Origin of the sequence: Escherichia sp. HH41S, assembly GCF_009820115.1 — a bacterium.
Lineage (GTDB): Bacteria > Pseudomonadota > Gammaproteobacteria > Enterobacterales > Enterobacteriaceae > Escherichia > Escherichia coli_F.
In genome coordinates this window covers 21,036-46,367 of record NZ_VNXE01000098.1, presented here as the reverse complement: position 1 = coordinate 46,367, position 25,332 = coordinate 21,036, and the positions used below count along the sequence as shown (strand labels likewise).

Here is a 25,332-nt window from a genome sequence, read left to right as displayed (position 1 = left end):
AATGGCGATCCCAGTCAGAGGAGCCAAATTCTAAAAATTCGCTTTTTAGCGCAATGTCACTGACCTTAGTTGAGCATTGCTTTTTAACGGATAGCGGGTTTTTGACATCTTAAGCGCCCTCGATCTTTATGGTTGAGGGCGTTTTGCTATGGACACCATCACCATTTTCCCCTCGATTATAAAACTTGAGTAATTCAGTAGTCTCCCCTCTTGCAACTCACACCCAAAACTGCTTAACGAAAAGTTATTAATTTTCAATCATATTGCTATCAGGATTTATATTTTTTCGCTGTGCTAGAAAGGGCGCATTTATGTTAGCTCGTTCAGGGAAGGTAAGCATGGCTACGAAAAAGAGAAGTGGAGAAGAAATAAATGATCGGCAAATCTTATGCGGGATGGGTATTAAACTACGCCGCTTAACTGCGGGTATCTGCCTGGCAACTCAACTTGTGTTCCCTATGACTGCGGCAGCACAAGGTGTGGTAAACGCCGCAACCCAACAACCAGTTCCTGCACAAATCGCCATTGCAAATACCAATACGGTGCCCTACACCCTTGGAGCGCTCGAATCGGCCCAAAGCGTTGCCGAACGTTTCGGTATTTCGTTGGCTGAGTTACGCAAACTCAACCAGTTTCGTACGTTTGCTCGAGGTTTTGATAATGTCCGCCAGGGTGATGAACTGGATGTCCCGGCACAAGTTAGTGAAAAAAATTTAACCCCGTCGCCGCGTAATAGCAGTGACAACCTTGAGCAACAGATAGCCAGTACTTCACAGCAAATCGGGTCTCTGCTCGCCGAAGATATGAACAGCGAGCAAGCGGCCAATATGGCGCGTGGATGGGCCTCTTCTCAGGCATCTGGCGCAATGACAGACTGGTTAAGCCGCTTCGGCACCGCAAGAATCACGCTGGGCGTGGATGAAGATTTTAGCCTGAAGAATTCCCAGTTCGATTTTCTCCATCCATGGTATGAAACGCCTGATAATCTCTTTTTCAGCCAGCATACTCTCCACCGTACTGACGAGCGTACGCAGATTAACAACGGCTTGGGTTGGCGTCATTTCACTCCCACATGGATGTCGGGCATCAACTTCTTTTTCGACCACGATCTTAGCCGTTACCACTCCCGCGCCGGCATTGGCGCGGAGTACTGGCGCGACTATCTTAAATTAAGCAGTAACGGCTATTTGCGACTGACCAACTGGCGCAGCGCACCTGAACTGGACAACGATTATGAAGCACGCCCGGCCAATGGCTGGGATGTACGCGCAGAAGGCTGGTTACCCGCCTGGCCGCACCTTGGCGGTAAACTGGTCTATGAACAGTATTATGGCGATGAAGTGGCCCTGTTCGATAAAGACGATCGGCAAAGTAATCCTCATGCCATAACCGCTGGACTTAACTATACCCCCTTCCCGCTGATGACCTTCAGCGCGGAGCAACGCCAGGGTAAACAGGGCGAAAATGACACCCGTTTTGCCGTCGATTTTACCTGGCAACCTGGCAGCGCAATGCAGAAACAGCTTGACCCGAACGAAGTCGCTGCACGGCGTAGCCTTGCAGGCAGCCGTTATGATCTGGTGGATCGCAACAACAACATCGTTCTGGAATATCGCAAAAAAGAACTGGTTCGCCTGACCCTGACAGACCCCGTGACAGGGAAGTCAGGAGAAGTGAAATCACTGGTTTCGTCGCTACAAACCAAATATGCCCTGAAAGGCTATAACGTCGAAGCCACCGCTCTGGAAGCTGCCGGTGGTAAAGTGGTCACAACGGGTAAAGATATTCTGGTTACCCTGCCTGGTTACCGGTTCACCAGTACGCCAGAAACCGATAACACCTGGCCGATTGAAGTTACCGCTGAAGACGTCAAAGGCAATTTGTCGAATCGTGAACAAAGCATGGTGGTCGTTCAGGCACCTGCGCTAAGCCAGAAAGATTCCTCGGTATCGTTAAGTACCCAAACATTGAGTGCGGATTCCCATTCAACCGCCACACTGACTTTTATTGCTCATGATGCAGCTGGTAATCCTGTTATCGGGCTGGTGCTCTCGACGCGTCATGAAGGTGTTCAGGACATTACCCTTTCTGACTGGAAAGATAATGGTGACGGAAGCTATACCCAAGTCCTGACCACAGGAGCGATGTCTGGCACACTGACGCTGATGCCACAGCTGAACGGTGTGGATGCGGCTAAAGCCCCCGCCGTGGTGAATATCATTTCTGTTTCGTCATCCCGAACTCACTCGTCAATTAAGATTGATAAGGACCGTTATCTCTCCGGCAATCCTATCGAAGTGACGGTAGAACTGAGAGATGAAAATGACAAACCTGTTAAGGAGCAAAAACAGCAACTGAATGCCGCAGTCAGCATCGACAACGTGAAACCAGGGGTCACTACAGACTGGAAAGAAACCGCAGAAGGCGTCTACAAGGCGACCTATACCGCCTATACCAAAGGCAGTGGGCTTACTGCGAAGCTATTAATGCAAAACTGGAATGAAGATTTGCATACCGCTGGTTTTGTCATCGACGTAAACCCACAGTTAGCGAAAATTGCGACATTATCCGCCAGCAATAATGGTGTACTCGCCAATGATAATGCAGCAAACACCGTCTCGGTCAATGTGGCTGATGAAGGAAGCAACCCAATCAATGATCATACCGTCACGTTTGCGGTGTTAAGCGGATCGGCAACTCCCTTCAACAATCAAAACACCGCAAAAACAGACGCTAATGGCCTGGCGACTTTTGATCTGAAAAGCAGCAAGCAGGAAGACAATACGGTTGAAGTCACTCTTGAAAATGGGGTGAAACAATCATTAATCGTCAGCTTTGTCGGCGACTCAACTACCGCGCAGGTTGATCTACAGAAGTCGAAAAATGAAGTGGTCGCTGACGGCAATGACAGCGCCACAATGACCGCGACAGTCCGGGATGCAAAAGGCAACCTGCTCAATGACGTCAAGGTCACCTTCAATGTTAATTCAGCAGAGGCGAAACTGAGCCAAACCGAAGTGAATAGCCACGACGGGATCGCCACAGCCGCGTTGACCAGTTTGAAAAATGGTGATTATACGGTTACAGCCTCTGTAAGCACTGGTTCCCAGGCTAATCAACAGGTGAACTTTATCGGTGATCAAAGTACCGCTGCCCTGACCCTCAGTGTGCCTTCAGGTGATATCACCGTCACCGACACAGCGCCTCAACAGCTGACGGCAACCTTGCAGGATAAAAATGGCAACCCACTAAAAGATAAAGAAATCACTTTCTCTGTGCCAAACGACGTCGCAAGTCGGTTCTCGATTAGCAACAGCGGAAAAGGCATGACGGATAGCAACGGGATTGCAATCGCCTCCCTGACCGGCACGTTAGCGGGCACGCATATGATCACGGCTCGTCTGGCTAACAGCAATGTCAGCGATGCTCAGCCAATGGCGTTTGTGGCGGATAAAGACAGAGCGGTTGTCGTTCTGCAAACATCGAAAGCGGAAATCATTGGGAATGGCGTGGATGAGACGACGCTGACAGCAACAGTGAAAGATCCTTTTGATAACGTGGTTAAAAATCTGTCAGTAGCCTTCCGCACCTCCCCCGCAGACACACAACTGAGCCTGAACGCGCGTAATACTAATGAGAACGGAATTGCTGAAGTTACCCTTAAGGGCGCAGTTTTGGGTGTTCATACAGCCGAAGCCACATTGCCTAACGGCAGCAGCGATACGAAGACGGTGAACATTACCCCCGATATCAGCAATGCACAGGTCACGCTGAACATCCCTGCTCAACAGGTGGTGACGAATAACAACGACAGTGTGCAGCTGACGGCAATCGTGAAAGATCCGTTGAATCATCCCGTGGCGGGAACAACGGTGAGCTTCACCATGCCACAGGACATTGCGGCAAACTTTACCCTTGAAAATAATGGTGTTGCCATTACCCAGGCCAATGGGGAAGCACATGTCACCCTTAAAGGCAAAAAAGCGGGTACGCATACGGTTACCGCAACGCTGGGTAACAATAATGCCAGCGATGCGCAACCAGTCACATTCGTGGCGGATAAGGACAGCGCGATTGTCGCCTTGCAAACCTCGAAAGTGGAAATCACGGGTAATGGCGTGGACGAGACGTTACTCACGGCAACAGTGAAAGATCCTTTCGATAACGTTGTAAAAGATCTACCGGTCACCTTCAGTACCTACCCGGCAGATACTCAACTTAGTCAGAGCACGAGCAACACTAACGACAGTGGTGTTGCTGAAGTTACCCTTAAGGGCACGGTTTTGGGTGTTCATACAGCCGAAGCCACACTGCCTAACGGCAATAGCGATTCGAAGACAATCAATATTGCGCCCGATGCCAGCAACGCGCAGGTCACGCTGAATATCCCTGCTCAACAGGTGGTGACGAATAACAGCGACAGCGTGCAGCTGACGGCAACGGTGAAAGATCCGTCGAATCATCCGGTGGCGGGAATAACGGTGAACTTCACCATGCCACAGGACGTTGCGGCAAACTTTACCCTCGAAAATAACGGTATTGCCATCACTCAGGCCAATGGCGAAGCGCATGTCACCCTCAAAGGCAAAAAAGCGGGCACGCATACGGTTACCGCGACGCTGATTAATAACAATGCCAGTGATTCGCAGCCGGTAACATTTGTGGCAGACAAAGCCTCGGCTCAGGTTGCCCTGCAGTTGTCAAAAGATGAGATCACGGGTAATGGCGTCGATAGTGCAACGTTAACTGCAACGGTTAAAGACCAGTTCGACAATGAGGTGAACAATCTTCCGGTAACATTCAGCTCAGCCTCTTCAGGCCTCACCCTGACCCCAGGAGAGAGTAATACCAATGAGTCTGGCATCGCGCAGGCCACTCTCGTAGGCGTTGCCTTTGGTGAGCAGACGGTCACTGTATCACTTGCTAATAATGGTGCCAGCGACCACAAAACTGTGCACTTTATTGGCGACACAGCTGCGGCAAAAATTATTGGGTTGACGTCTGTCCCAAACAGCATAATCGCTGGTACCCCGCAGAATAGCACCGGCAGCGTCATCACCGCGACAGTCGTTGATAATAATAGCTTTCCGGTGAAAGGTGTAACTGTGAGTTTCACCAGCAGTACAAACTCTGCTGAAATGACGAATGGCGGCCAAGCCGTAACGAACGAACAGGGTAAGGCAACCGTCACTTATACCAATACCCGTTCCTCGACAGAATCAGGAGGGAGGCCGGATACCGTTGAGGCCAGTCTGGAAAATGGTAGCTCCACGCTTAGCACATCAATTAATGTCAACGCTGATGCGTCTACGGCACATATCACCTTGTTACAAGCACTTACTGATACAGTCTCCGCAGGCAACACGACCGATCTGTATGTTGTGGTAAACGATAATTACGGAAACGGTGTACCCCAACATAAGGTGACCATCAGCGTTTCGCCAAGTGAAGGTGTGACCCCCAGTAATAACGCTATATATACTACCAACTCCTACGGCCATTTTTACGCAAGCTTTACCGCTACAAAAGCCGGGGTTTATCAAGTGACGGCAACGCTCGACAATGGCGATTCGATACAACAAACAGTGACCTATGTGCCGAACGTGGCGAATGCTGAAATCACGCTGGGAGCCTCAAAAGATCCGGTGATTGCCGACAATAACGATCTCACGACATTAACAGCAACAGTCGCAGATACAGAGGGCAATGCGATAGCCAACACTGAAGTAACATTTACGCTCCCGGAAGATGTGAGGGCAAACTTCACGCTGAGCGATGGCGGTAAAGCGGTTACTGATGCTGAAGGCAAAGCGAAAGTCACACTGAAAGGTACAAAAGCAGGAGCACATACCGTGACAGCAGCGATGGCTGGCGGTAAGAGTGAGCAATTGGTGGTGAATTTTATTGCGGATACGCTCACAGCGCAGGTTAATCTGAACGTTACCGAGAACAACTTTATCGCCAATAACGTTGGGATGACCCAACTTCAGGCAACGGTGACTGATGGACACGGCAACCCGTTAGCCAATGAGCCGGTGACATTCACACTACCGGCAGATGTGAGTGCAAGCTTCACTCTTGGAGAAGGCGGTTCCGCCATTACTGACATCAACGGCAAGGCGGAAGTTACACTAAGCGGTACGAAGTCCGGCACCTATCCCGTGACGGTCAGCGTGGACAGTTATGGTGTCAGTGATACGAGGCCGGTGACTTTGCTTGCCGATGCGAGTACCGCTAAACTGGCTGATTTTACCGCATCATCAAGCTCATTAATCGCCAGCACAACCGAGGGTGCGACCCTGACGGCAAGTGTCACTGACGCTTATGACAATCCATTAGAAGGCATCAAGGTCAATTTCCGCGGCTTATCCGCCACGCTGAGTAACACCACCGCTGAAACAGATGCTCAGGGTAAGGCAGAAATTCTTGTAACAAGCACCATTGCAGGGACGAAAATTGTTGTGGCTAATCTGGCAAATGCACCTACAGACACCATCATGCAAACGTTGACTGTCAAAGCAGATGCTGATTCTGCGACGATCACCAGTCTGGAAATGCCTGAAGGTCAGGTTATGGTCGCAACCCCCCTGGCGGTTAAAGCGCACGTCGACGACCAGTTTGGCAATCCAGTTTCTGAACAGCTTGTGACATTCAGTGCAGAGCCGTCATTTTTTAACATGGTCATTAGTCAGGATACGGTCTCTACGAATACACAGGGTATAGCCGAGGTCACCATGACGCCCAATAGATACGGTTCGTATACTGTGCAAGCATCCCTGGCGAATGGCTCCTCTTATGAGAAGGACCTGGTGGTAATCGATTTAAAACTGACACTCACAGCATCAAGTCCACTTATCGGCATCAATGACCCATTAGGTTCAACTCTGACAGTAAGGCTAACCAATCCAAATGGGGCCCCAGTGAACAATGAACTCGTTACCTTTAGCGTAACGCCAGAAGATGCAACGTTAAGTAGCGGAACAATGAAAACCAATCCTTCCGGGGAGGCACAAGTCGTTCTGACCAGCAATAAAGTCGGTACGTATACGGTTACAGCATCTATCACTAGTGGCGTAATTATTCAGGCGCAGACAATCGTGAAAGTTACTGGCAACCAAAGCACAGCCCATGTGGTCAGCCTGAGCGCTGATCCGTCAACTATCACTGCCAACGACAGCGATATCAGCACGCTGAAGGCTACTGTTGAGGACGGCAGTGGTAACCAAGTCGAAGGCGTCAATGTGAACTTCGCATTAAAAGGTGGCTCTGCCACATTAGGGTCATTAACAGCGGTGACCGATCAACACGGATTTGCGACAACCACCGTGAAAAGTGCGCGAACTGGGAGCGTAACTGTTAGTGCAGGAACGAGCACAGGTGCAACGCAAACAGCTAATATAACGTTGGTGGCTGGCCCAGCAGACACCTCGCAGTCCGTCCTTATGAACAACCGGCCATCACTGAAAGGGGACTTTATCGATAGTGCTGAACTGCAACTTGTTCTGCACGATATATCAGGCAATCCGATCAATGTTTCTGAAGGGATGGAATTTGTGCAGTCAGATACCAACGTGCCCTATGTGCAAGTTAGCGCAATTGACTACAGTAATAATTTCTCCGGCGAGTACAAAGCCACCGTTACAGGCGGTGGAGAGGGTATTGCAAAGCTGATCCCCGTGTTGAATGGTGTTCATCAAGCTGATCTGAGTACCACAATACAATTCACTCGCGCACAAAGTAAAAAAATGAGCGGTACAGTGTCAGTCAATGGTGTTGACCTACCGACAGACTCATTCCCTTCTCAGGGATTCACCGGGGCGTATTATCAGTTGAATAATGACAACTTTTCCCCGGGCAAAACGGCGGCTGATTATGAGTTTTCAAGCTCTGCCTCCTGGGTCGATGTTGACGCTACCGGTAAAGTGACATTTAAAAATGTCGGAAGCAGTTGGGTAACGATTACAGCGACGCCAAAATCAGGAGGCCCTGGCTATATATACGAAATCCGGGTGAAGAGTTGGTGGGTAAACTCCGGCGATTCTTTCATGATATACAGCCTTGCTGAAAATTTTTGCAGTAGCAATGGCTACATGCTTCCCCGTGCAAGCCTTTTAAGCCAGGGTCGTTCCCGAGGTATAGGGACATTGTACAGTGAATGGGGAGATATGGGGCATTACATGAATGAAGCCGATTTTTATTCAGATATGTATTGGTCATCTAGTCCCGCAAACTCCAATGAACAATACGAAATTTCCCTGGCAACAGGTGAGCAAAGCGTAATGGCAAAACTTGGATTTTCTCATGTGACATGTTATAAAAACATTTGATTGTTGATTTTTTATAGAGTGCTCCATTAGGGGCACTCGACTTTACAATCCCTCTCTGTTTATCGTAAGACAGTCGAGCCCCTTTTTTTTGAATAAATGCTTGAAACATGGAAGGACCATCTATTCTACGGCAGCGGGAAACAAAGTATATGAGCTATTTTTGATAGCTATCATTTTTGCTATTTAGTCAAATCACGATAATATTTAGCTAATTACATCAGTGCAAGTCATAATAATGTATGGCAGTTAACGGGGATTTAAGTTCAGGTTGCCTTATTATTCGGTGAGTATTGCTTTGATTCAAAGGCTTTTTTTGTGGTGATTGACCAACCTCAGGGTATTAATGTCCCCTGTTCAGCACAGATCGGCATTACCCTCTATACGTAAGTACTGACACATACTCTCTCCAAAGCACTTTTTAGCGCCTTTCCGAATTCATCCAAACTTATATGATCAATTTTTTGCCCAACGACCACTGACTCCGAGATATCTGCCATCGCAGGCCACCGCGTTTTGTAATCAGCATAAATTGCAACGACGGGGGTATTATAGGCACTTGCCATATGTAATATTGAGGTATCAGGGGTTATTGCGATATAAGCATCTTTTATGATTGCTGCTGAACGTTTAATCGAGGGTGATAAGGATAGCCGGTAGACATTATTATAACAACCCGCTAATTTCCGGGCTTTATCTTCCCCTTTTGGTCCATGAACAATGACTATTGGCATATCATTATCACTTTGAATTTTGGCGATGAGTTTCTCAGCTACTGATAACGAAAATGTGCGTTCCTGCACGCTGCCATCTAAATTAAGCGCAATGTAAGATCCTAAAGTGCACAATTCCTCACGTACTTCATTTATTACCTGCTCGCTTAATGGTAATTCATATATTGGCCTGACTGGCGGATAACCCGCTTCACGCATCATAAACGCCCATGTCATGGGTACGGGAGCCCGGAGATGTTGATCCATCCGGGAGGCGTTCTTACACAAAGGGGAGTAGCACTTCATGGTTAAACCAACAACCTGAAAATTCGTTTTTGCTTTCAACTGACTGATAAATAACATCGTTTTCAGGTTCTTTTTACGCATCGCCTCTATACAAAGATCCGGCGTACCGTATCGCTGTGTTATGTTCTTCGCTAAATCTTTTATTTCTTTTAATGTTGCGTGATCCTGCATAGTCATTGTGACTAATGTTAATTTAGTCTGTTCAAGTTTGAGCGCATTAAAGACTTCTAGATTAATAGTCGAAGTAACAATTAAAAGATGCTTAATTTTATGCAATTCAAGCGCCCGAATAACTGGAAAGATGGCCATAGCATCGCCAATTTGATCGGGAATGTGGATAACAACAAAGTCTGTTTTTCCAATATTGAAATTATTAGCTTTATAATCGTAGTAACTAAATGCAATACCTCTCAACAATGATGCTAAAAACATACCTAACCTCGCCTCCCTACTGGTTAAAATGCAATGCAGTCTATCAGAATCATCAGGGTGCAATTTTGTGCATATGCGGACTTTTATGTTTCATATCTCAAAACTGTAGGTGCTCTGCTCAATCCTTATGCAACTCCTGCGATTTCATCTTCCATCGAATTTTTCATGTTGCCGTTAATCAGCCATAAAATCATTTGCAGATGCGCTCTGTCGAGGTAGTCTCATAAGGTTCGTTTATAGATCGACGGCAATGTGAGTTACCTTTTCCATACTAATTATAAAAAGACAGTACAAACAGGATCATTATGGACTCCACGCTCATCTCCACTCGTCCCGATGAAGGGACGCTTTCGTTAAGTCGCGCCCGACGAGCTGCGTTAGGCAGTTTCGCTGGTGCCGTCGTCGACTGGTATGATTTTTTACTCTATGGCATTACCGCCGCACTGGTGTTTAATCGCGAGTTTTTCCCGCAAGTAAGCCCGGCTATGGGAACGCTCGCCGCATTTGCCACCTTTGGTGTCGGATTCCTGTTCCGTCCGCTCGGCGGTGTCATTTTCGGTCACTTTGGCGACCGACTGGGACGTAAGCGCATGTTAATGCTGACCGTCTGGATGATGGGTATCGCGACAGCCTTGATTGGCATTCTTCCTTCATTCTCGACTATTGGGTGGTGGGCCCCCATTTTACTGGTGACGCTGCGTGCCATTCAGGGATTTGCCGTCGGCGGCGAATGGGGAGGCGCAGCGTTGCTTTCCGTTGAAAGCGCACCTAAGAATAAAAAAGCCTTTTACAGTAGCGGTGTACAAGTTGGTTACGGTGTAGGTTTACTGCTTTCAACCGGACTGGTTTCACTGATCAGTATGATGACGACTGACGAACAGTTTCTAAGCTGGGGCTGGCGTATTCCTTTCCTGTTTAGCATCGTACTGGTGCTGGGAGCATTGTGGGTGCGTAATGGCATGGAGGAGTCCGCGGAATTTGAACAACAGCAACATAATCAAGCGGCAGCGCAAAAACGCATCCCGGTTATCGAAGCACTGTTACGACATCCCGGTGCTTTTCTGAAGATTATTGCGCTACGACTGTGCGAGTTGCTGACGATGTACATCGTTACCGCCTTTGCGCTTAACTATTCAACCCAAAATATGGGGTTACCGCGCGAACTTTTCCTTAATATCGGTTTGCTGGTAGGTGGACTAAGCTGTCTGACAATTCCCTGTTTTGCCTGGCTTGCCGATCGTTTTGGTCGCCGCAGGGTGTATATCACAGGCGCGTTAATCGGAACGTTGAGCGCATTTCCTTTCTTTATAGCGCTTGAAGCACAATCTATTTTCTGGATAGTTTTCTTCTCCATAATGCTGGCAAACATTGCGCATGACATGGTGGTGTGCGTGCAACAACCGATGTTTACCGAAATGTTTGGTGCCAGTTATCGCTATAGTGGAGCTGGAGTCGGATATCAGGTTGCCAGTGTGGTCGGCGGTGGATTTACACCTTTTATTGCTGCTGCACTCATCACTTATTTTGCTGGAAACTGGCATAGCGTCGCCATTTATTTGCTGGCTGGATGCCTCATTTCTGCAATAACCGCTTTGTTGATGAAAGACAATCAACACGCTTGATAGTCAGGCGAAGATCATCCGATCTTCGCCTTACACTTTTGTTTCACATTCCTGTGACATACTATCGGAAGTGCGGTAATTGTATGGAACAGGAGACACACATGAATAATAAGGGCTCCGGTCTGACCCCAGCTCAGGCACTGGAAAAACTCGACGCGCTGTATGAGCAATCTGTAGTCGCTTTACGCAACGCCATTGGCAAATATATTACAAGTGGCGAATTACCTGATGAAAACGCCCGCAAACAAGGTCTTTTTGTCTATCCATCACTGACCGTAACCTGGGACGGTAGCACAACAAATCCCCCCAAAACGCGCGCATTTGGTCGTTTTACCCACGCAGGCAGCTACACCACCACGATTACTCGCCCTACTCTCTTTCGTTCGTATCTGAATGAACAACTTACGTTGCTGTATCAGGATTATGGTGCGCATATCTCGGTGCAACCCTCGCAGCATGAAATCCCTTATCCTTATGTCATCGATGGCTCTGAATTGACACTTGATCGCTCAATGAGCGCTGGGTTAACTCGCTACTTCCCGACAACAGAACTGGCGCAAATTGGCGATGAAACTGCAGACGGCATTTATCATCCAACGGAATTCTCCCCGCTATCGCATTTTGATGCGCGCCGCGTCGATTTTTCCCTCGCGCGGTTGCGCCATTATACCGGTACGCCAGTTGAACATTTTCAGCCGTTCGTCTTGTTTACCAACTACACACGTTATGTGGATGAATTCGTTCGTTGGGGATGCAGCCAGATCCTCGACCCTGATAGTCCCTACATTGCCCTTTCTTGTGCTGGCGGGAACTGGATCACCGCCGAAACCGAAGCGCCAGAAGAAGCCATTTCCGACCTTGCATGGAAAAAACACCAGATGCCAGCATGGCATTTAATTACCGCCGATGGTCAGGGTATTACTCTGGTGAATATTGGCGTGGGACCGTCAAATGCTAAAACCATCTGCGATCATCTGGCGGTGCTGCGCCCGGATGTCTGGTTGATGATTGGTCACTGTGGTGGCTTACGTGAAAGCCAGGCCATTGGAGATTATGTACTTGCACACGCTTATTTACGCGATGACCACGTTCTTGATGCGGTACTGCCGCCCGATATTCCTATTCCGAGCATTGCTGAAGTGCAACGTGCGCTTTATGACGCTACCAAGTTAGTCAGCGGCAGGCCCGGAGAGGAAGTTAAACAGCGGCTACGTACTGGCACTGTGGTAACCACAGATGACAGGAACTGGGAATTACGTTACTCAGCTTCTGCACTTCGTTTTAACTTAAGCCGGGCCGTAGCAATTGATATGGAAAGTGCAACAATTGCCGCGCAAGGATATCGTTTCCGCGTGCCATACGGGACACTACTGTGTGTTTCAGATAAACCGTTGCATGGTGAGATTAAACTTCCCGGTCAGGCTAACCGTTTTTATGAAGGCGCTATTTCCGAACACCTGCAAATTGGCATTCGTGCGATCGATTTGCTGCGCGCAGAAGGCGACCGACTGCATTCACGTAAATTACGAACCTTTAATGAACCGCCGTTCCGGTAATAAGTTCTGTTCCTTTTTATCAGGAATAGATGTGAAGGATTTAGTAAGTCATCCAGCAAATAGCCTGCAATAAAGCAGGCTGTTTGCTTCCTGGGGCGGATACGAGTTTTATTACAGCCTTAATGATTTCCATATATTAAAAGCAAGTATGCTTTCAAAACACAATTATAAAAAAATCCGCCAACAACATTAGTTTTTATGAGATTAAATATAAGATTATGGATTTAGAATATTTTTATTTCTAATAGACGAGATTTTTCCTGTTATGATATAATATGCCGAATTAACGCATGTTAACGATTTACCAGTAATGTAAATAAATTTTCGAGGAGATCATTCCAGTGGGACGTAAATGGGCCAATATTGTTGCTAAAAAAACGGCTAAAGACGGTGCAACGTCTAAAATTTATGCAAAATTCGGTGTAGAAATCTATGCTGCTGCCAAACAAGGTGAACCCGATCCAGAATTAAACACATCTTTAAAATTCGTTATTGAACGTGCGAAGCAGGCACAAGTTCCAAAGCACGTTATTGATAAAGCAATTGATAAAGCCAAAGGCGGCGGAGATGAAACGTTCGTGCAGGGACGTTATGAAGGCTTTGGTCCTAATGGCTCAATGATTATCGCTGAAACCTTGACTTCAAATGTTAACCGTACGATTGCTAACGTTCGCACAATTTTCAATAAAAAAGGCGGCAATATCGGAGCGGCAGGTTCTGTCAGCTATATGTTTGACAATACGGGTGTGATTGTATTTAAAGGTACAGACCCTGACCATATTTTTGAAATTTTACTTGAAGCTGAAGTTGATGTTCGTGATGTAACTGAAGAAGAAGGTAATATTGTTATTTATACTGAACCTACTGACCTTCATAAAGGAATCGCGGCTCTAAAAGCAGCTGGAATCACTGAGTTCTCAACAACAGAATTAGAAATGATTGCTCAATCTGAAGTTGAGCTTTCCCCAGAAGATTTAGAAATCTTTGAAGGGCTTGTTGATGCCCTTGAAGATGACGACGATGTTCAAAAAGTTTATCATAACGTCGCAAATCTCTAATTATATTTTAAAGAAATCTGTCTTTATGGCAGATTTCTTTAATCTCATATAATTCTTATAATAAATATAATATTCAACTCGTCATATTGATTATAAAAATACCGGTCCCAGAGAAATAATATTTATTAAAATTCCAGGCTTTCTTTTTCTGATTACAGAAGACAAAGTGGCAATTACGTTTAGTTTCCCGATAAAAACGCGACAGCAACATCCCGCATAAGGCATTTTTCTCTATACCTTTGTACGGTACTTCACGGAACGAATTTTTTGACCTTGCGAATCGTGATATCTGTTGGGGGGGCAATTTGCTCACTGAAGCGTGAGACTCGATTAAGCGCACGAAGCACAGAAATCAAAAAACCCAGTCACTTTTTTACAAGATAACCGGGTAAAAATAATGTTTATTTTTTAACTGTCTTGAGACTCATAGAGATGTCTCAAAACTAAAATTTGGCTCCTCTGACTGGACTCGAACCAGTGACATACGGATTAACAGTCCGCCGTTCTACCGACTGAACTACAGAGGAATCGTGAGAACGAGGCGAATATTAGCGACGCCCATCCACAATGTCAAAGCCTGTTTTTTAAATTTGAAATCGTTTGCTGAAATAATCTGCACTTTGTCGTTTATTCCGACACAACTGGCTTTTTTTCACACTTTTGCGGCTCAGGTCGAGGGTATTTCCACAGCCAACGTCCAGTAACCATACGCCAGTAAAACAGCACGGCCCGCACAGCCCAGTCGGCAAACATTCCCATCCAGACACCAACCACACCCCAGCCAAGCATGATTCCCAGCACATAACCGACTACAACCCGGCAACCCCACATGCTCAACATAGAAACCCACATGGCGTAACGGGCATCGCGAGCACCCTTAAATCCAGCGGGTAGCACCCATGAGGCAGACCAAATAGGCATAAATAAAGCATTTAGCCAAATCAGAATCACAACGACATGTTTAACCTGTGGATCCTGGGTGTAAAACGATGCCATAACCCCAGCAAAGGGAGCCGTTAGCCAGGCGATGGCCGTTAATCCAAGAGTGGACAGCCAGAACACATGCCGCAACTGAATCTCTGCTTGCGCTATCTGCCCTACCCCCAACCTTCGGCCTGTAATGATCGTAGAAGCAGAGCCGAGCGCACTTCCGGGTAAGTTGATAAGAGCCGCAATTGAAAACGCGATAAAATTCCCGGCAATAACACTGGTCCCCATCCCGGCAACGAACATTTGGGTTAATAACCGACCACTGGTAAATAACACTGATTCGACACTCGCTGGAATACCAATCCCCATGACTTCCCAGATAATGCTAAAATTCAGCGGTTTAAAATAGCTCTTTAACGAAATCCTTAGCGCAGGATTAAAACCAATCGCCAGCACCCACAAAATTGCCACTGCGCCAATATAACGAGAAATGGTTAACCCCAACCCAGCCCCGACAAATCCCAGTCCCGGCCAGGAGAAAAGGCCGTAAATCAATATGCCGCTAATAATAATATTAAGAATATTCAGGCTACCGTTAATCAGTAGCGGTATTTTCGTATTCCCTGCACCACGAAGTGCCCCGCTACCAATCAAAGTGATGGCAGCTGCTGGATAACTGAGTACCGTCAGCTCCAGATAAGTCAACGCCAGTGCTTTAACTTCTGTCGTGGCATCACCCGCGACGAAATCAATAATTTGTTCGCCAAAATGATGAATAAGCGTTGCCAACAGTACGGCAAACAACGTCATGATCACCAATGACTGTCGCGTCGCCACCCTCGCTCGTCGTCGATCCCGCTTACCGAGACTAAATGCCACAACGACAGTAGTACCAAGATCGATAGCTGCAAAAAAAGCCATAATGACCATATTGAAGCTGTCCGCCAACCCCACGCCTGCCATCGCATCTTTTCCCAGCCAACTGACCAGAAAAGTACTCAAAACACCCATCAACAGGACACAGGCGTTCTCCATGAAGATAGGTACAGCAAGCGGGGTTATCTCGCGCCAGAACAACACTTTGTAACTCTTGCGTTTGGCGTGCCAGCGAGTGCCGTGAACAACCTGGCGTAAAGCAGAGGAGATATTCAAAGCCGACCTTAATTGCAGAAAGTGAAACCACATTTCAAATAATGAGGGAGAATCAGCAAAGCTGCAAAGATTTTCGCCAACAAATTGTCTGCAAATGCAACAAACTGTTGATAGAAACGGCAAACAGTTGAGGAATTTAAAAATCGGGTTTGACAAAAAATTTTTCGCCGTTAAGATGTGCCTCAACAGCGATTCCTCTGTAGTTCAGTCGGTAGAACGGCGGACTGTTAATCCGTATGTCACTGGTTCGAGTCCAGTCAGAGGAGCCAAATTTCTGAAAAGCCCGCTTTTATAGCGGGCTTTTTGCTATATCTGATAATCAATTTCCTCTTCACTGTTCTCCATCACCTGGCGCTTGATATCCTCAACTGACAGTCCTGCATTACAAAGTTCCAGAAAGCGCCAGACATAGTTACGCTGAAGTTGTCCTCGCTTGAGTCCCAACCAGACAGTATTAGCATCGAAAAGATGCCGCGTATCCAGACGGATTAAATTCTTTTCCTCTTGTTCACCGCTGGATTGTTCGGCAACTAATCCAATCCCCAGCCCGAGTGCAACATAGGTTTTAATGACATCAGAATCCTGCGCACTTAATACAATATCTGCCAGCAAACCTTTGCGGACAAATGCGTCATCAATACGTGAGCGCCCCGTAATCCCCTGTCGGTAAGTGATTAACGGCCACTTCGCTATTGATTCCAGCGTCAACGGTATAATTTGCGTCAAGGGATGATCGAGTGGAACAAGCAAACTATGGTGCCAACGAAACCACGGGAAGGCGACGAGCTGCGGGTCATTACTTAAACGCTCGCTGGCGATACCAATATCAGCTTCGCCATTTTGCAACAACGTCGCAATTTCCTGTGGTGTACCCTGGATTAGCTCCAGCCGAACCTCCGGGAAAAGTTCGCGAAAAGCTTTAATGACCTCAGGCAAGCTATAACGTGCCTGAGTATGCGTCGTTGCAATAGTGAGAACGCCAGACGTATCGTTGGTAAACAGGTCTGCAAGACGACGAACATTACTGGCTTCATTCAGAATACGTTCTGCAATGACCAGTAATGCTTTGCCCGGTTCAGTCATGCCCAGCAGTCGCTTACCTCGTCGAACAAATATTTCGATGCCAAGTTCATCCTCCAGTTCCCGAATGTGACGGCTGACGCCTGACTGTGAGGTAAAAAGCATATTCGCAACCTCTGTCAGATTGTAATCCTGACGTGCAGCCTCGCGGATTATCTTTAGTTGTTGGAAATTCACGGTAAACTCCGGGCAGTTCAGATATCACATTATTGTTAAAGTCTAATGCCCGGCATAACAAATAATAAAAACCCGCATCTTATTCCATCCCGATATAACGCTTAGCTCACCAATTGCCACTGCCTTTTTTCCATCACTGGAGAACTCATCACTGACATTAACAACTCTTTCACTGCTTGCGCCTGTGGTGATAAGTTCGCTCTGGCGGGTAAATTTAATGACAAAGAGAGACTCATTGAAGGTGTGGTAATGCGTGACATCCATCCGTTTACTGCGCCACATAACGAACGCGCGGCCGATTCGGGTAATACTGCAACGCCCATGCCGCTGGCAATCGCTGCGGTAAGCGTGGCAATAGACTCAATTTCACCAATGACTTTTGCCGTGAGTCGCCGTAGGGAAAAAGCCTCATCAACACGAAGTCTAATAGCACTGTAATCACTGGGGAGAAAGAGGTTCATTTGCGCAATAGCATTAACATCAACGCTTTGCCCCGGGCAATCTTGAGTTCCTACCAGAAAAAGATCTTCTTTCAGTAAAGCCTGACTGGATACACCAGCCACAGGGGAATGCTCATAAATCACCGCCATATCGAGTTGGTGATTTATCAGTTTTTCGTTAAGCACTGCACCGCTATTTTCATGAAGATAGATAACGACCTCCGGGAATTCAGCGCGAACCGCCTGTAATAAGGGCATGGTGATGGATGACGCAGCGGTTCCTGGCGCAAAGCCAATCGAGACTTGCCCCGATAATGCCTGACCAACGTTATGCACCGCCAGTTGGGCCTGCTCACACTGACGTAAAATGGCCCGCGCATGGGTATAGAGAATTTTTCCGGCGTCAGTTGGCGTAACGCCCCGTTTTGTGCGAATCAAAAGTTGTTGATTCAACTCACCTTCCAGCGTGGCAACCTGCTGGCTGAGCGCGGGTTGCGCGATATGCAACACTTCAGCAGCCTGGGTCAGGCTACCAATATCTACAATTTTTACGAAGTATTTCAGGCGTCTGAAGTTCATGTTGCCTCCGGTTTATAAGAATCGGCCCAAGTGCCGCCATTACTTACAACCAGATTGCAAGATACTTGCCAGTTTTAATTTTGTGTTGATATGCAAGCTAACCAACTGTCAAATAAGAGATTATGATAGATTCGTCATTGGCTCCTTTAATCAGCTGTCGCGTTCCCCTGCCCTATAAAAGGAGGGTATGCACCACGATGGTTCATTACCAAAAAGATTGAAAGCTCACCATTTTGTCGAAATTGGCAGCAAACAAACAAAAAAATGCATTTCACCCTTTGACATCACCATGCACTGCCATTAATATGCGCCCCGTTCACACGATTCCTCTGTAGTTCAGTCGGTAGAACGGCGGACTGTTAATCCGTATGTCACTGGTTCGAGTCCAGTCAGAGGAGCCAAATTCAAAAAAGCCTGCTTTCGAGCAGGCTTTTTGCTTTCTAATTAACAACGCTCTTAAAACATCTGTCTTGAACCAGAACTAATTTGCACAGGCATTCCTGATCGGCGCTGCAATGCAGCATTTGCGCGATTCACATCAACTTCTTGCCCGTTAATGAACGTCCGCAAAGATGGCGTTACTGGCAAAGGCACTTTTCGGTCTGACTCATATTCCGCACGGTTGCGCGACAGCGGCTCATGGACTTCCAGCCACTTTGATCCATCCGGTTCCGTTGTGTATTTCACTGGCTGATCAATAATTTGTACACGAGTACCTACAGGAACATTATCAAACAGATATTTGATATCGTCATTGCGCAGACGAATACAGCCCTGACTTACCCGGAGCCCAATACCAAAATTGGCATTGGTACCGTGGATGGCATATAGCCTGCCAATATAAATCGCGTACAGCCCCATGGGATTATCAGGCCCCGCAGGAACAAATGCGGGCAAACTCTCCCCTCGTTTCGCATATTCGCGCCGGGTGTTCGGCGTTGGCGTCCAGGTTGGTGCTTCTTGTTTACGTTCAACGGTAGTCACCCAGTTACGCGGGGTTTCTCGCCCAGCCTGGCCGATACCAATAGGAAAGACTTCCACAGTATTACTGTCTGGAGGGTAGTAATAAAGACGCATCTCAGCGACGTTAATCACAATCCCTTTACGAACAGTGGCGGGCAAAATCAGTTGCTGCGGAATGGTGAGTTGCGAGCCTGACTTCGGCAAGAAAACATCAGCGCCCGGATTCGCTTCCAGCATGTTACTTAACCCTTGCCCGTATTGTGCGGCAAAAGTCTCCAGCGGCTGGGTATTGTGATCAGGAACAGTTACAGTAAGCGACTGTCCCACTAAACGGCTACCCTCTGGAGGTAATGGATAAGTTACCGCCAGGCTATTATGGCTGGCAAAAAGTAGAGCAAATGAGCAAAAAATATTTACACGACGCATCATGTCCCTTTCCTAAGTCGCGAATACTATCCGATAAGTATAGCTTTTATCAGACTTTTCGTTTTTAACTGTTCAAATCAGAAGTCGTATTCCCCGGTAGAACAATATTACTGGCAGCAAGTTCGCCCATGCTGTTGTATATCGCACAGGCAGCTTCGATGATGGGCATCGCCAGAGCTGCGCCACTTCCCTCACCTAAACGCATATCCATATTGAGATAAGGCTCCAGCCCCAAATGCGACAGCGCTATACGCGCCCCTTTTTCTGCCGACAGGTGAGAAGGAATGAGATACGGTTTGATTGCAGGAGACATCTGGCAGGCTGCGAGCGCGGCAGCATAAGAAAGAAATCCATCCAGCAACACCGGTAAACCGCAGGACGCAGCGCCTAACATCACGGCAGCCATTCCGACCAAATCAAATCCACCCACTTTTGCCAGGACATCAACGCCATCCTGCGGATTTGGTTGATTCAACGTAATCGCCCGTCGCACAACATCAATTTTATTAGCCAGTTTATCTGTCGGCAGGTTTGCGCCAATCCCAACCACTTCTTCAGGATCCCGGCCAGTGATTGTGCTCACTATCGCCGCTGCCGGTGTCGTGTTTGCCATCCCCAGTTCACCTACACCAAACAGCGTGACACCGTTTTTTGCCAGCTCCCGCGTATAGCATATGACGTCCAAAAGCAACGTTTCAGCCTGGCGGCGACTCATTGCCGGAGATGAAGCAATATTGCCGCTACCTCGTGCGACACGCATGTTGATAAGCCCGGGGATAGGCTCAGTAGTATCGATACCAACATCAATCACGTGAACTTTAGCGCCCGCTTGTGCTGCCAGCACACACACGCCGGTTGTTCCGCGGGTCATATTTTCAGCCTGAATGGCTGTCACCGCTTTCGGGGAAATAGCAACTCCTTCATTCCAGACGCCGTGATCGGCACACATAACCAGTATCGCTTTTTTGCCCACATGCGGTATGCCATTCAACCCCGGCATTCCCGCCAGTTGTACGCCAAGCGCCTCCAGCCTTCCCAGGCTACCAACAGGTTTGAGTAACCCGTCAATATGCCGTTGTGCACGCGACATAGCGGCAGGATCGATGGCAGGGATCGTATTCAGTAAATTGGTAAGTGTTTGCATGTCGCGTCTCTTTATAGCAGCGCCAGCAGAAAGATCAGTTCGCCAAGCTCTATGGCTGCCCCCAGCGTATCGCCGGTTTGCCCGCCCAGAGTCCGTTTGAGAAGCTGACCGAGGATGAAGATCGCCACCATCGTCACCAACATAGCAGCCACGCCATGCATACCAGGCAATAATACGGCAGCAAAAATAGCGGCTAAACCGAGTGTGACAGAGGTTTGTCGCCCATCAATTTTTCCAATGAACACATTGCCAAGCCCTTCTTCCCGGGCATAACGGTGACGATACATCAATAATGCGGCAGTCCCACGGCTGACCGCACTTGCTGCCGCCAGTGATGCAAGGATCGGTTCGCCACGCAAGGCCAGTTCGCTTAACACCAGAATCTTTGCCAGTACAACAAAAATCAATGCCAGACCGCCGTGGGTGCCTAAACGGCTATCACGCATGATTTCCAACATGCGATCGCGGCTACGTGCAGAAAATACGCCATCACAGGTATCAGCGAGGCCGTCCAGGTGGAATCCCCCGGTCATCAGCGCCAGCACAAGTACGCTAAACAATGCCGCCAGTGGTACGCCACACCATGCCTGCAGCACCATGAAGACCAGCCCGCTAATCGCGCCAAGCAATAATCCAATTAAAGGAAAAGTAATAATACCGCGAGAATAATGCTCGAAATCCAGTCCCTGGGACCAGCGACGCGGTACAGGCAGACGCGTAATAAATGAGAGCATCGCCCAAAATAATTTACTCATTTGATTTTTACTCCAATACCCGAAACCACCAGCCATACTTCATTTGCCGCAGCGGCCAGCTGCTGATTTACCCGCCCGGCAATATCACGAAAATGTCGTGCCAGACGACTCTCCGGCACAATCCCCATTCCCACTTCGTTAGTCACTAATACAACCTTTGCGGGGCAACATTGGCAGGCAGCAATCAACGACTGAATCTCAGCATTAATCGCCTGTTCCATCGCCTGATAATCCCATTCATCAGGGTCTTTATCGCCGCCATAATCAAACAACAGATTAGTCACCATTGTGGTAACGCATTCCAGCAACACAGCCTCATTCGGGTTAATGTCTGCATGAATTAATTCATCAAGATGTTGCCAGCGCTCCACTGTGCGCCAGTGAGCCGGGCGGCCTTGCCGATGATGTTCTATCCGTGCAGCCATCTCATCATCAAGGATTTGCGAGGTGGCGATATACAGAACCTGTGAAGAGTCCCCAATAAGCGCCTCTGCGTGGCGACTCTTCCCGCTCCGTGCTCCACCTGTCACCAAAATCATCATACCGACTCCTGATTCAATTGTATGATGGTATTCATTGAACAGAACAATGGTTCCCCCACTGTTGCTGACCGCAAAACATTTACGCGATTAATACTGCGCGTAATATAATTAAAAATCCAGCATTCTCAATCCATTACGAAAGAAGATGGCATTGCGGAATAGCCAGACTTCCTCGTGTTAACGTCCGACAAAATGCGTCATTGACAGCGGTTTCTCTGGCATGACAGATTTCATTCAGATAATGGATCAATGCTACAGCCCCACCAGCCGGACCATTCAGCAAACGGGCATTGTGTTCTGCAATCAAAATTACCGTCGTTCCCTCAGAATGAGCGAGCCATTCTGGTACGGATATCTCGCTTTCAGCTGCTATCAATAGCAGCACTGAATAATCGCTATACGCATCTGATAACGATTGCACTGGCCCACCGTCAAAAGGCTGGAAATCTTGCTGCCAGTCCTCACCGATAAAACCGCAGCCTCTACAGTGCTCTGTTAGTCAGCGCCTGCGAAGCAGACATTATCGCCCTGGTGCTTAATGCGGACGCACCGTGGTCCCCTTTTTCGCCAGGCTTTACCTCGTCAATGAATCGCCCTGTTATTGGAGTAGTCACCAAAGCAGATTTAGCCAGCATGGAACAAATATCTTTGGTGAAAAGTTGGTTACGAGAAGCTGGAGCGCACAATGTGTTAGTAACCAGTGCGGTTAATAACAATGGAGTTGCAGAACTTTTTGCCTTGCTGCATACAGAAGAAGGCTGTCGCTAATTTCAATAGGTTATCAGATGGGAATGATGACGGTGATACACAGAAAAGAAACAATGAGCAATGAGCAATGAGCAATGAGGGTTACCGGGCAACCCTCATTGAATAAAACAGGAATTACTTCGCTTCGCCGTTTTTCATTTCGCCCATAGCTTTCAGCTTTTTGGAGATATCACGGCGTTCTTTGGAGAGCTCGGCATTTTTGATGATGTAATCGTCAACGCGATCTTCATAGTCACCTTTCATGCTGGCGATGATGCCCTGGATTGCTTCAACGCTCATCCCCGGCTTGATGTAATCACTCAGGTTGTCCAGCAGCAGGACGCGCTTCTGGTTGTCACGGATCTTTTTCTCAACGTCCTGAATTTCACGTTGCAGTTTGTTCTTACGACGGAACAGACGAACAAATTCCAGTACATCCTGGAATGAAGGCTTGGTAGTTTCCATTTTTATACCCCTGATAATGTGAGAGTCGGATTCGTTTAAGCAACCGCTATTCGTTAGGGCCAACATTACTCATAGCTGCCGCAGATGACAATGCTTTTATCCCTTTTCACTATCATACCCTTTATCCTTGCTGAATCGAAGCAGCAGCAAGATGATTCTGAAGTTCAGGAATTATTTGCGCAAGGCCCGGCAAATCAGATTCGATAGCAACTCAAGCTGATGTGCCGTTTCCATGTTCAGCCACACATAGCCATAGATTGGTGTTTCCACGACCTTCAGGTCATGGTGGTTATCGAGCAACTGACGCAGCTCTTCCACAGCATCGTTCAATTTTTCCGTATTGGCAAAAACCGGCTGCGGATTACCTTCGTACAGCGCATGAACAAGGCTCAGCAGTATTTGCTGCATCATGTGCTGGGTATCACGAAGTTTTTGCGCGTTCAATAACACGAAATGGCTGGGGCGCGTGGCCCAGTATGCATTGATTTGCAACTCCAGCATACAAACCAGATTGCGATTAATGGTCTGGATACCTTCATATATCGATTTTGGAATACGGGTTTCTTTGCTGGCGGGCGCAATCAGCCCACGCATTTTCACGGCATCGGTCAGGAGTTTTTGTAGATGGCTTTCCAGACGCGGGCGTTCGAGTAAGTTCGGTGAGAATGCAGATTGATAGACCCGATTATACTCGGTCAGACTTTTTGCCAGTTGAATGCGCCAGTGGATGAACGCCCGTTGTGGCCAGATGCCGGTAAACAACATTGCCAGTAAAGAGCCGAGGATCACATCGCCGCTTCGCCATAACGCCGTATCAATTTCACCTGTCGGGGAACCAACAACAATTGCCAGCGTCACCCCAATCAATAAACCTTGATACGGTTTCTTGCCCAGCGCCAGCCAACCGCAAAGAAACATAGCCGCCGCGCACCAGACCAACATCAGCGGTAACGAGATTAACTCCAGTTGCAGAGCGATAAGACCTAAAATCGACCCCAACACCGTACCGCCAATACGTTCGAATGCGCGAGGGACAACGTTACCCCAGAACGAGATTGGCCCCATAATCACCACCATGGTGACCAGCGGCCAGGTGCTTTCCGGGATAGTAAACAGGCGGATAATGAGAAAAGTGAGCAGGAATGCCAGCGCGACCCGAGTACCATGCACAATGCGGTAATGGCGGTATACCCGGATTTCAAACGGGCTTAATGACTTATCGGCACGCACGCAGAAACTCCGTTAATGAAGATTAAAAGCGCTCATAACACATCTGTCGGCCAGAAGGCGCGCCTCTGAATTATCCGACGGACATACCGGGAACAGTGTAATTTCCCGGCAGGAGCGAAAAATTTGAAAGGCGCATCTTACTCTTTTCGCTTTCAAAAAAAGAGTGATCTTCGCGTTAACACACCGCCCTGAGATGAATTAGTGATGTTTTGGCTGCACCGCAACATACATTTCGATATCCCAGTACCCCTCTTCCGCGCCATTGTTCAAATAAACCTCAAAGCATGGCTTTGGTAACATTTCATAAGCACTGTCCTGCAAGAGGCTATTAAAGAACTGATACCAGGGTTTAGCAAAATCATCACCGACTACACGAGCCACCGCCACCGCATACTGACCACCTGAAATTTCTGTCAGAATGACGCCCTCACTGTTTTCAGGGAGCGTAAAGTTATTCGGCACCGTCACGACGGTGTCGCAGCGTAATTTTTCGGCGGGTGTTTCATCTGGATTGTCGTAATAGACAGCAACCCACTCCTTCGGCACAATATTTTTGCTATCTACCCACATCATCAACTGCTCAAAGCCTTTCTTTACCGTCTGTTCCCACGGGCCAACGAGATGGAAACCTGCAACGGTACGTTTATCTTCCTGCTTAATCTCGTAGTTCATGACGCCTCCATTAATACTG

At 47.7% G+C, this 25,332-nt stretch carries 16 protein-coding genes, 3 tRNA genes and 1 pseudogene; 7 read left to right on the top strand and 13 right to left on the bottom strand.

The window, feature by feature from the left end; translation table 11 throughout:
• Window positions 1-338 precede the first annotated feature (338 nt).
• On the top strand, window positions 339-8,327 hold the full coding sequence (locus tag FQZ95_RS19375; protein WP_160530537.1) for an Ig-like domain-containing protein: 7,989 nt from the start codon (window positions 339-341) through the stop codon (window positions 8,325-8,327).
• Between the two features lie 377 nt (window positions 8,328-8,704).
• Here the strand turns inward: FQZ95_RS19375 and FQZ95_RS19370 are convergent, their stop codons facing one another.
• Entirely contained in the window at window positions 8,705-9,775 is a 1,071-nt protein-coding gene (locus tag FQZ95_RS19370; protein ID WP_032184488.1) for a glycosyltransferase family 9 protein, read from the bottom strand.
• Between the two features lie 305 nt (window positions 9,776-10,080).
• On the opposite strand from FQZ95_RS19370, the gene shiA reads away from it, so the two are divergent.
• From shiA to FQZ95_RS19355, 3 genes are all read left to right on the top strand, one after another.
• Window positions 10,081-11,397 carry a shikimate transporter gene (gene shiA, locus FQZ95_RS19365; RefSeq protein WP_032184490.1) on the top strand — a complete coding sequence of 439 codons (1,317 nt, stop codon included), beginning with the start codon at window positions 10,081-10,083 and terminating at the stop codon, window positions 11,395-11,397.
• A gap of 101 nt (window positions 11,398-11,498) precedes the next feature.
• Window positions 11,499-12,953, top strand: coding sequence for an AMP nucleosidase (amn, locus tag FQZ95_RS19360; RefSeq protein WP_032184492.1), 1,455 nt, complete (start codon window positions 11,499-11,501; stop codon window positions 12,951-12,953).
• A 341-nt stretch (window positions 12,954-13,294) separates the two neighbouring features.
• A complete protein-coding gene (locus FQZ95_RS19355) occupies window positions 13,295-14,011 on the top strand; it encodes a YebC/PmpR family DNA-binding transcriptional regulator (protein ID WP_000532923.1) in 717 nt (238 codons plus the stop codon).
• 451 nt (window positions 14,012-14,462) lie between these two features.
• On the opposite strand, the gene FQZ95_RS19350 is transcribed toward FQZ95_RS19355, so the two are convergent.
• A tRNA-Asn gene (locus tag FQZ95_RS19350) sits at window positions 14,463-14,538 on the bottom strand.
• 100 nt (window positions 14,539-14,638) lie between these two features.
• Window positions 14,639-16,126 (bottom strand): toxic metabolite efflux MATE transporter YeeO, encoded by a 1,488-nt coding sequence (yeeO, locus tag FQZ95_RS19345; RefSeq protein ID WP_001323172.1) that lies wholly within the window; start codon window positions 16,124-16,126, stop codon window positions 14,639-14,641.
• A gap of 160 nt (window positions 16,127-16,286) precedes the next feature.
• Between yeeO and FQZ95_RS19340 the strand changes: the two genes are divergently transcribed.
• Window positions 16,287-16,362 (top strand) — tRNA-Asn (locus FQZ95_RS19340).
• 37 nt (window positions 16,363-16,399) lie between these two features.
• Here the strand turns inward: FQZ95_RS19340 and cbl are convergent.
• Both cbl and nac read right to left on the bottom strand, forming a co-directional pair.
• Window positions 16,400-17,350, bottom strand: a complete 951-nt coding sequence (cbl, locus tag FQZ95_RS19335; RefSeq protein ID WP_001011014.1) for an HTH-type transcriptional regulator Cbl — start codon at window positions 17,348-17,350, stop codon at window positions 16,400-16,402.
• A 101-nt stretch (window positions 17,351-17,451) separates the two neighbouring features.
• Complete coding sequence (gene nac, locus FQZ95_RS19330) at window positions 17,452-18,369, bottom strand: nitrogen assimilation transcriptional regulator NAC (RefSeq protein ID WP_001011472.1); 918 nt, start codon at window positions 18,367-18,369, stop codon at window positions 17,452-17,454.
• Window positions 18,370-18,694: 325 nt separating this feature from the next.
• Here nac and FQZ95_RS19325 point away from each other — a divergent pair.
• Window positions 18,695-18,770, top strand: a tRNA-Asn gene (locus tag FQZ95_RS19325).
• A gap of 55 nt (window positions 18,771-18,825) precedes the next feature.
• Here FQZ95_RS19325 and ldtA read toward each other — a convergent pair.
• From ldtA to FQZ95_RS19300, 5 genes are all read right to left on the bottom strand, one after another.
• Window positions 18,826-19,761: a L,D-transpeptidase gene (gene ldtA / locus FQZ95_RS19320; RefSeq protein ID WP_149003101.1), complete on the bottom strand. Its 936-nt coding sequence runs from the start codon at window positions 19,759-19,761 to the stop codon at window positions 18,826-18,828.
• Between the two features lie 61 nt (window positions 19,762-19,822).
• On the bottom strand, window positions 19,823-20,902 hold the full coding sequence (cobT, locus tag FQZ95_RS19315) for a nicotinate-nucleotide--dimethylbenzimidazole phosphoribosyltransferase (RefSeq protein WP_152921850.1): 1,080 nt from the start codon (window positions 20,900-20,902) through the stop codon (window positions 19,823-19,825).
• Window positions 20,903-20,913: 11 nt separating this feature from the next.
• Window positions 20,914-21,657 (bottom strand): adenosylcobinamide-GDP ribazoletransferase, encoded by a 744-nt coding sequence (cobS, locus tag FQZ95_RS19310; RefSeq protein WP_160530536.1) that lies wholly within the window; start codon window positions 21,655-21,657, stop codon window positions 20,914-20,916.
• On the bottom strand, window positions 21,654-22,199 hold the full coding sequence (gene cobU / locus FQZ95_RS19305) for a bifunctional adenosylcobinamide kinase/adenosylcobinamide-phosphate guanylyltransferase (protein WP_160530535.1): 546 nt from the start codon (window positions 22,197-22,199) through the stop codon (window positions 21,654-21,656). The genes cobS and cobU overlap by 4 nt, the downstream gene beginning before the upstream one ends.
• A 133-nt stretch (window positions 22,200-22,332) precedes the next feature.
• Window positions 22,333-22,668, bottom strand: coding sequence for a hypothetical protein (locus FQZ95_RS19300; RefSeq protein WP_032303295.1), 336 nt, complete (start codon window positions 22,666-22,668; stop codon window positions 22,333-22,335).
• A 2-nt stretch (window positions 22,669-22,670) separates the two neighbouring features.
• On the opposite strand from FQZ95_RS19300, the pseudogene FQZ95_RS19295 reads away from it, so the two are divergent.
• Window positions 22,671-22,967 (top strand): annotated as a pseudogene (locus FQZ95_RS19295) (EutP/PduV family microcompartment system protein); the annotation flags it as partial.
• Window positions 22,968-23,081: 114 nt separating this feature from the next.
• Here FQZ95_RS19295 and FQZ95_RS19290 read toward each other — a convergent pair.
• The 3 genes from FQZ95_RS19290 to sbmC form a co-directional block, all read right to left on the bottom strand.
• Window positions 23,082-23,411, bottom strand: coding sequence for a DUF496 family protein (locus FQZ95_RS19290; RefSeq protein ID WP_000450409.1), 330 nt, complete (start codon window positions 23,409-23,411; stop codon window positions 23,082-23,084).
• Between the two features lie 171 nt (window positions 23,412-23,582).
• A complete protein-coding gene (locus FQZ95_RS19285; protein WP_001200890.1) occupies window positions 23,583-24,641 on the bottom strand; it encodes an FUSC family protein in 1,059 nt (352 codons plus the stop codon).
• Between the two features lie 198 nt (window positions 24,642-24,839).
• Window positions 24,840-25,313, bottom strand: coding sequence for a DNA gyrase inhibitor SbmC (sbmC, locus tag FQZ95_RS19280; RefSeq protein WP_001602831.1), 474 nt, complete (start codon window positions 25,311-25,313; stop codon window positions 24,840-24,842).
• Window positions 25,314-25,332: the final 19 nt, after the last annotated feature.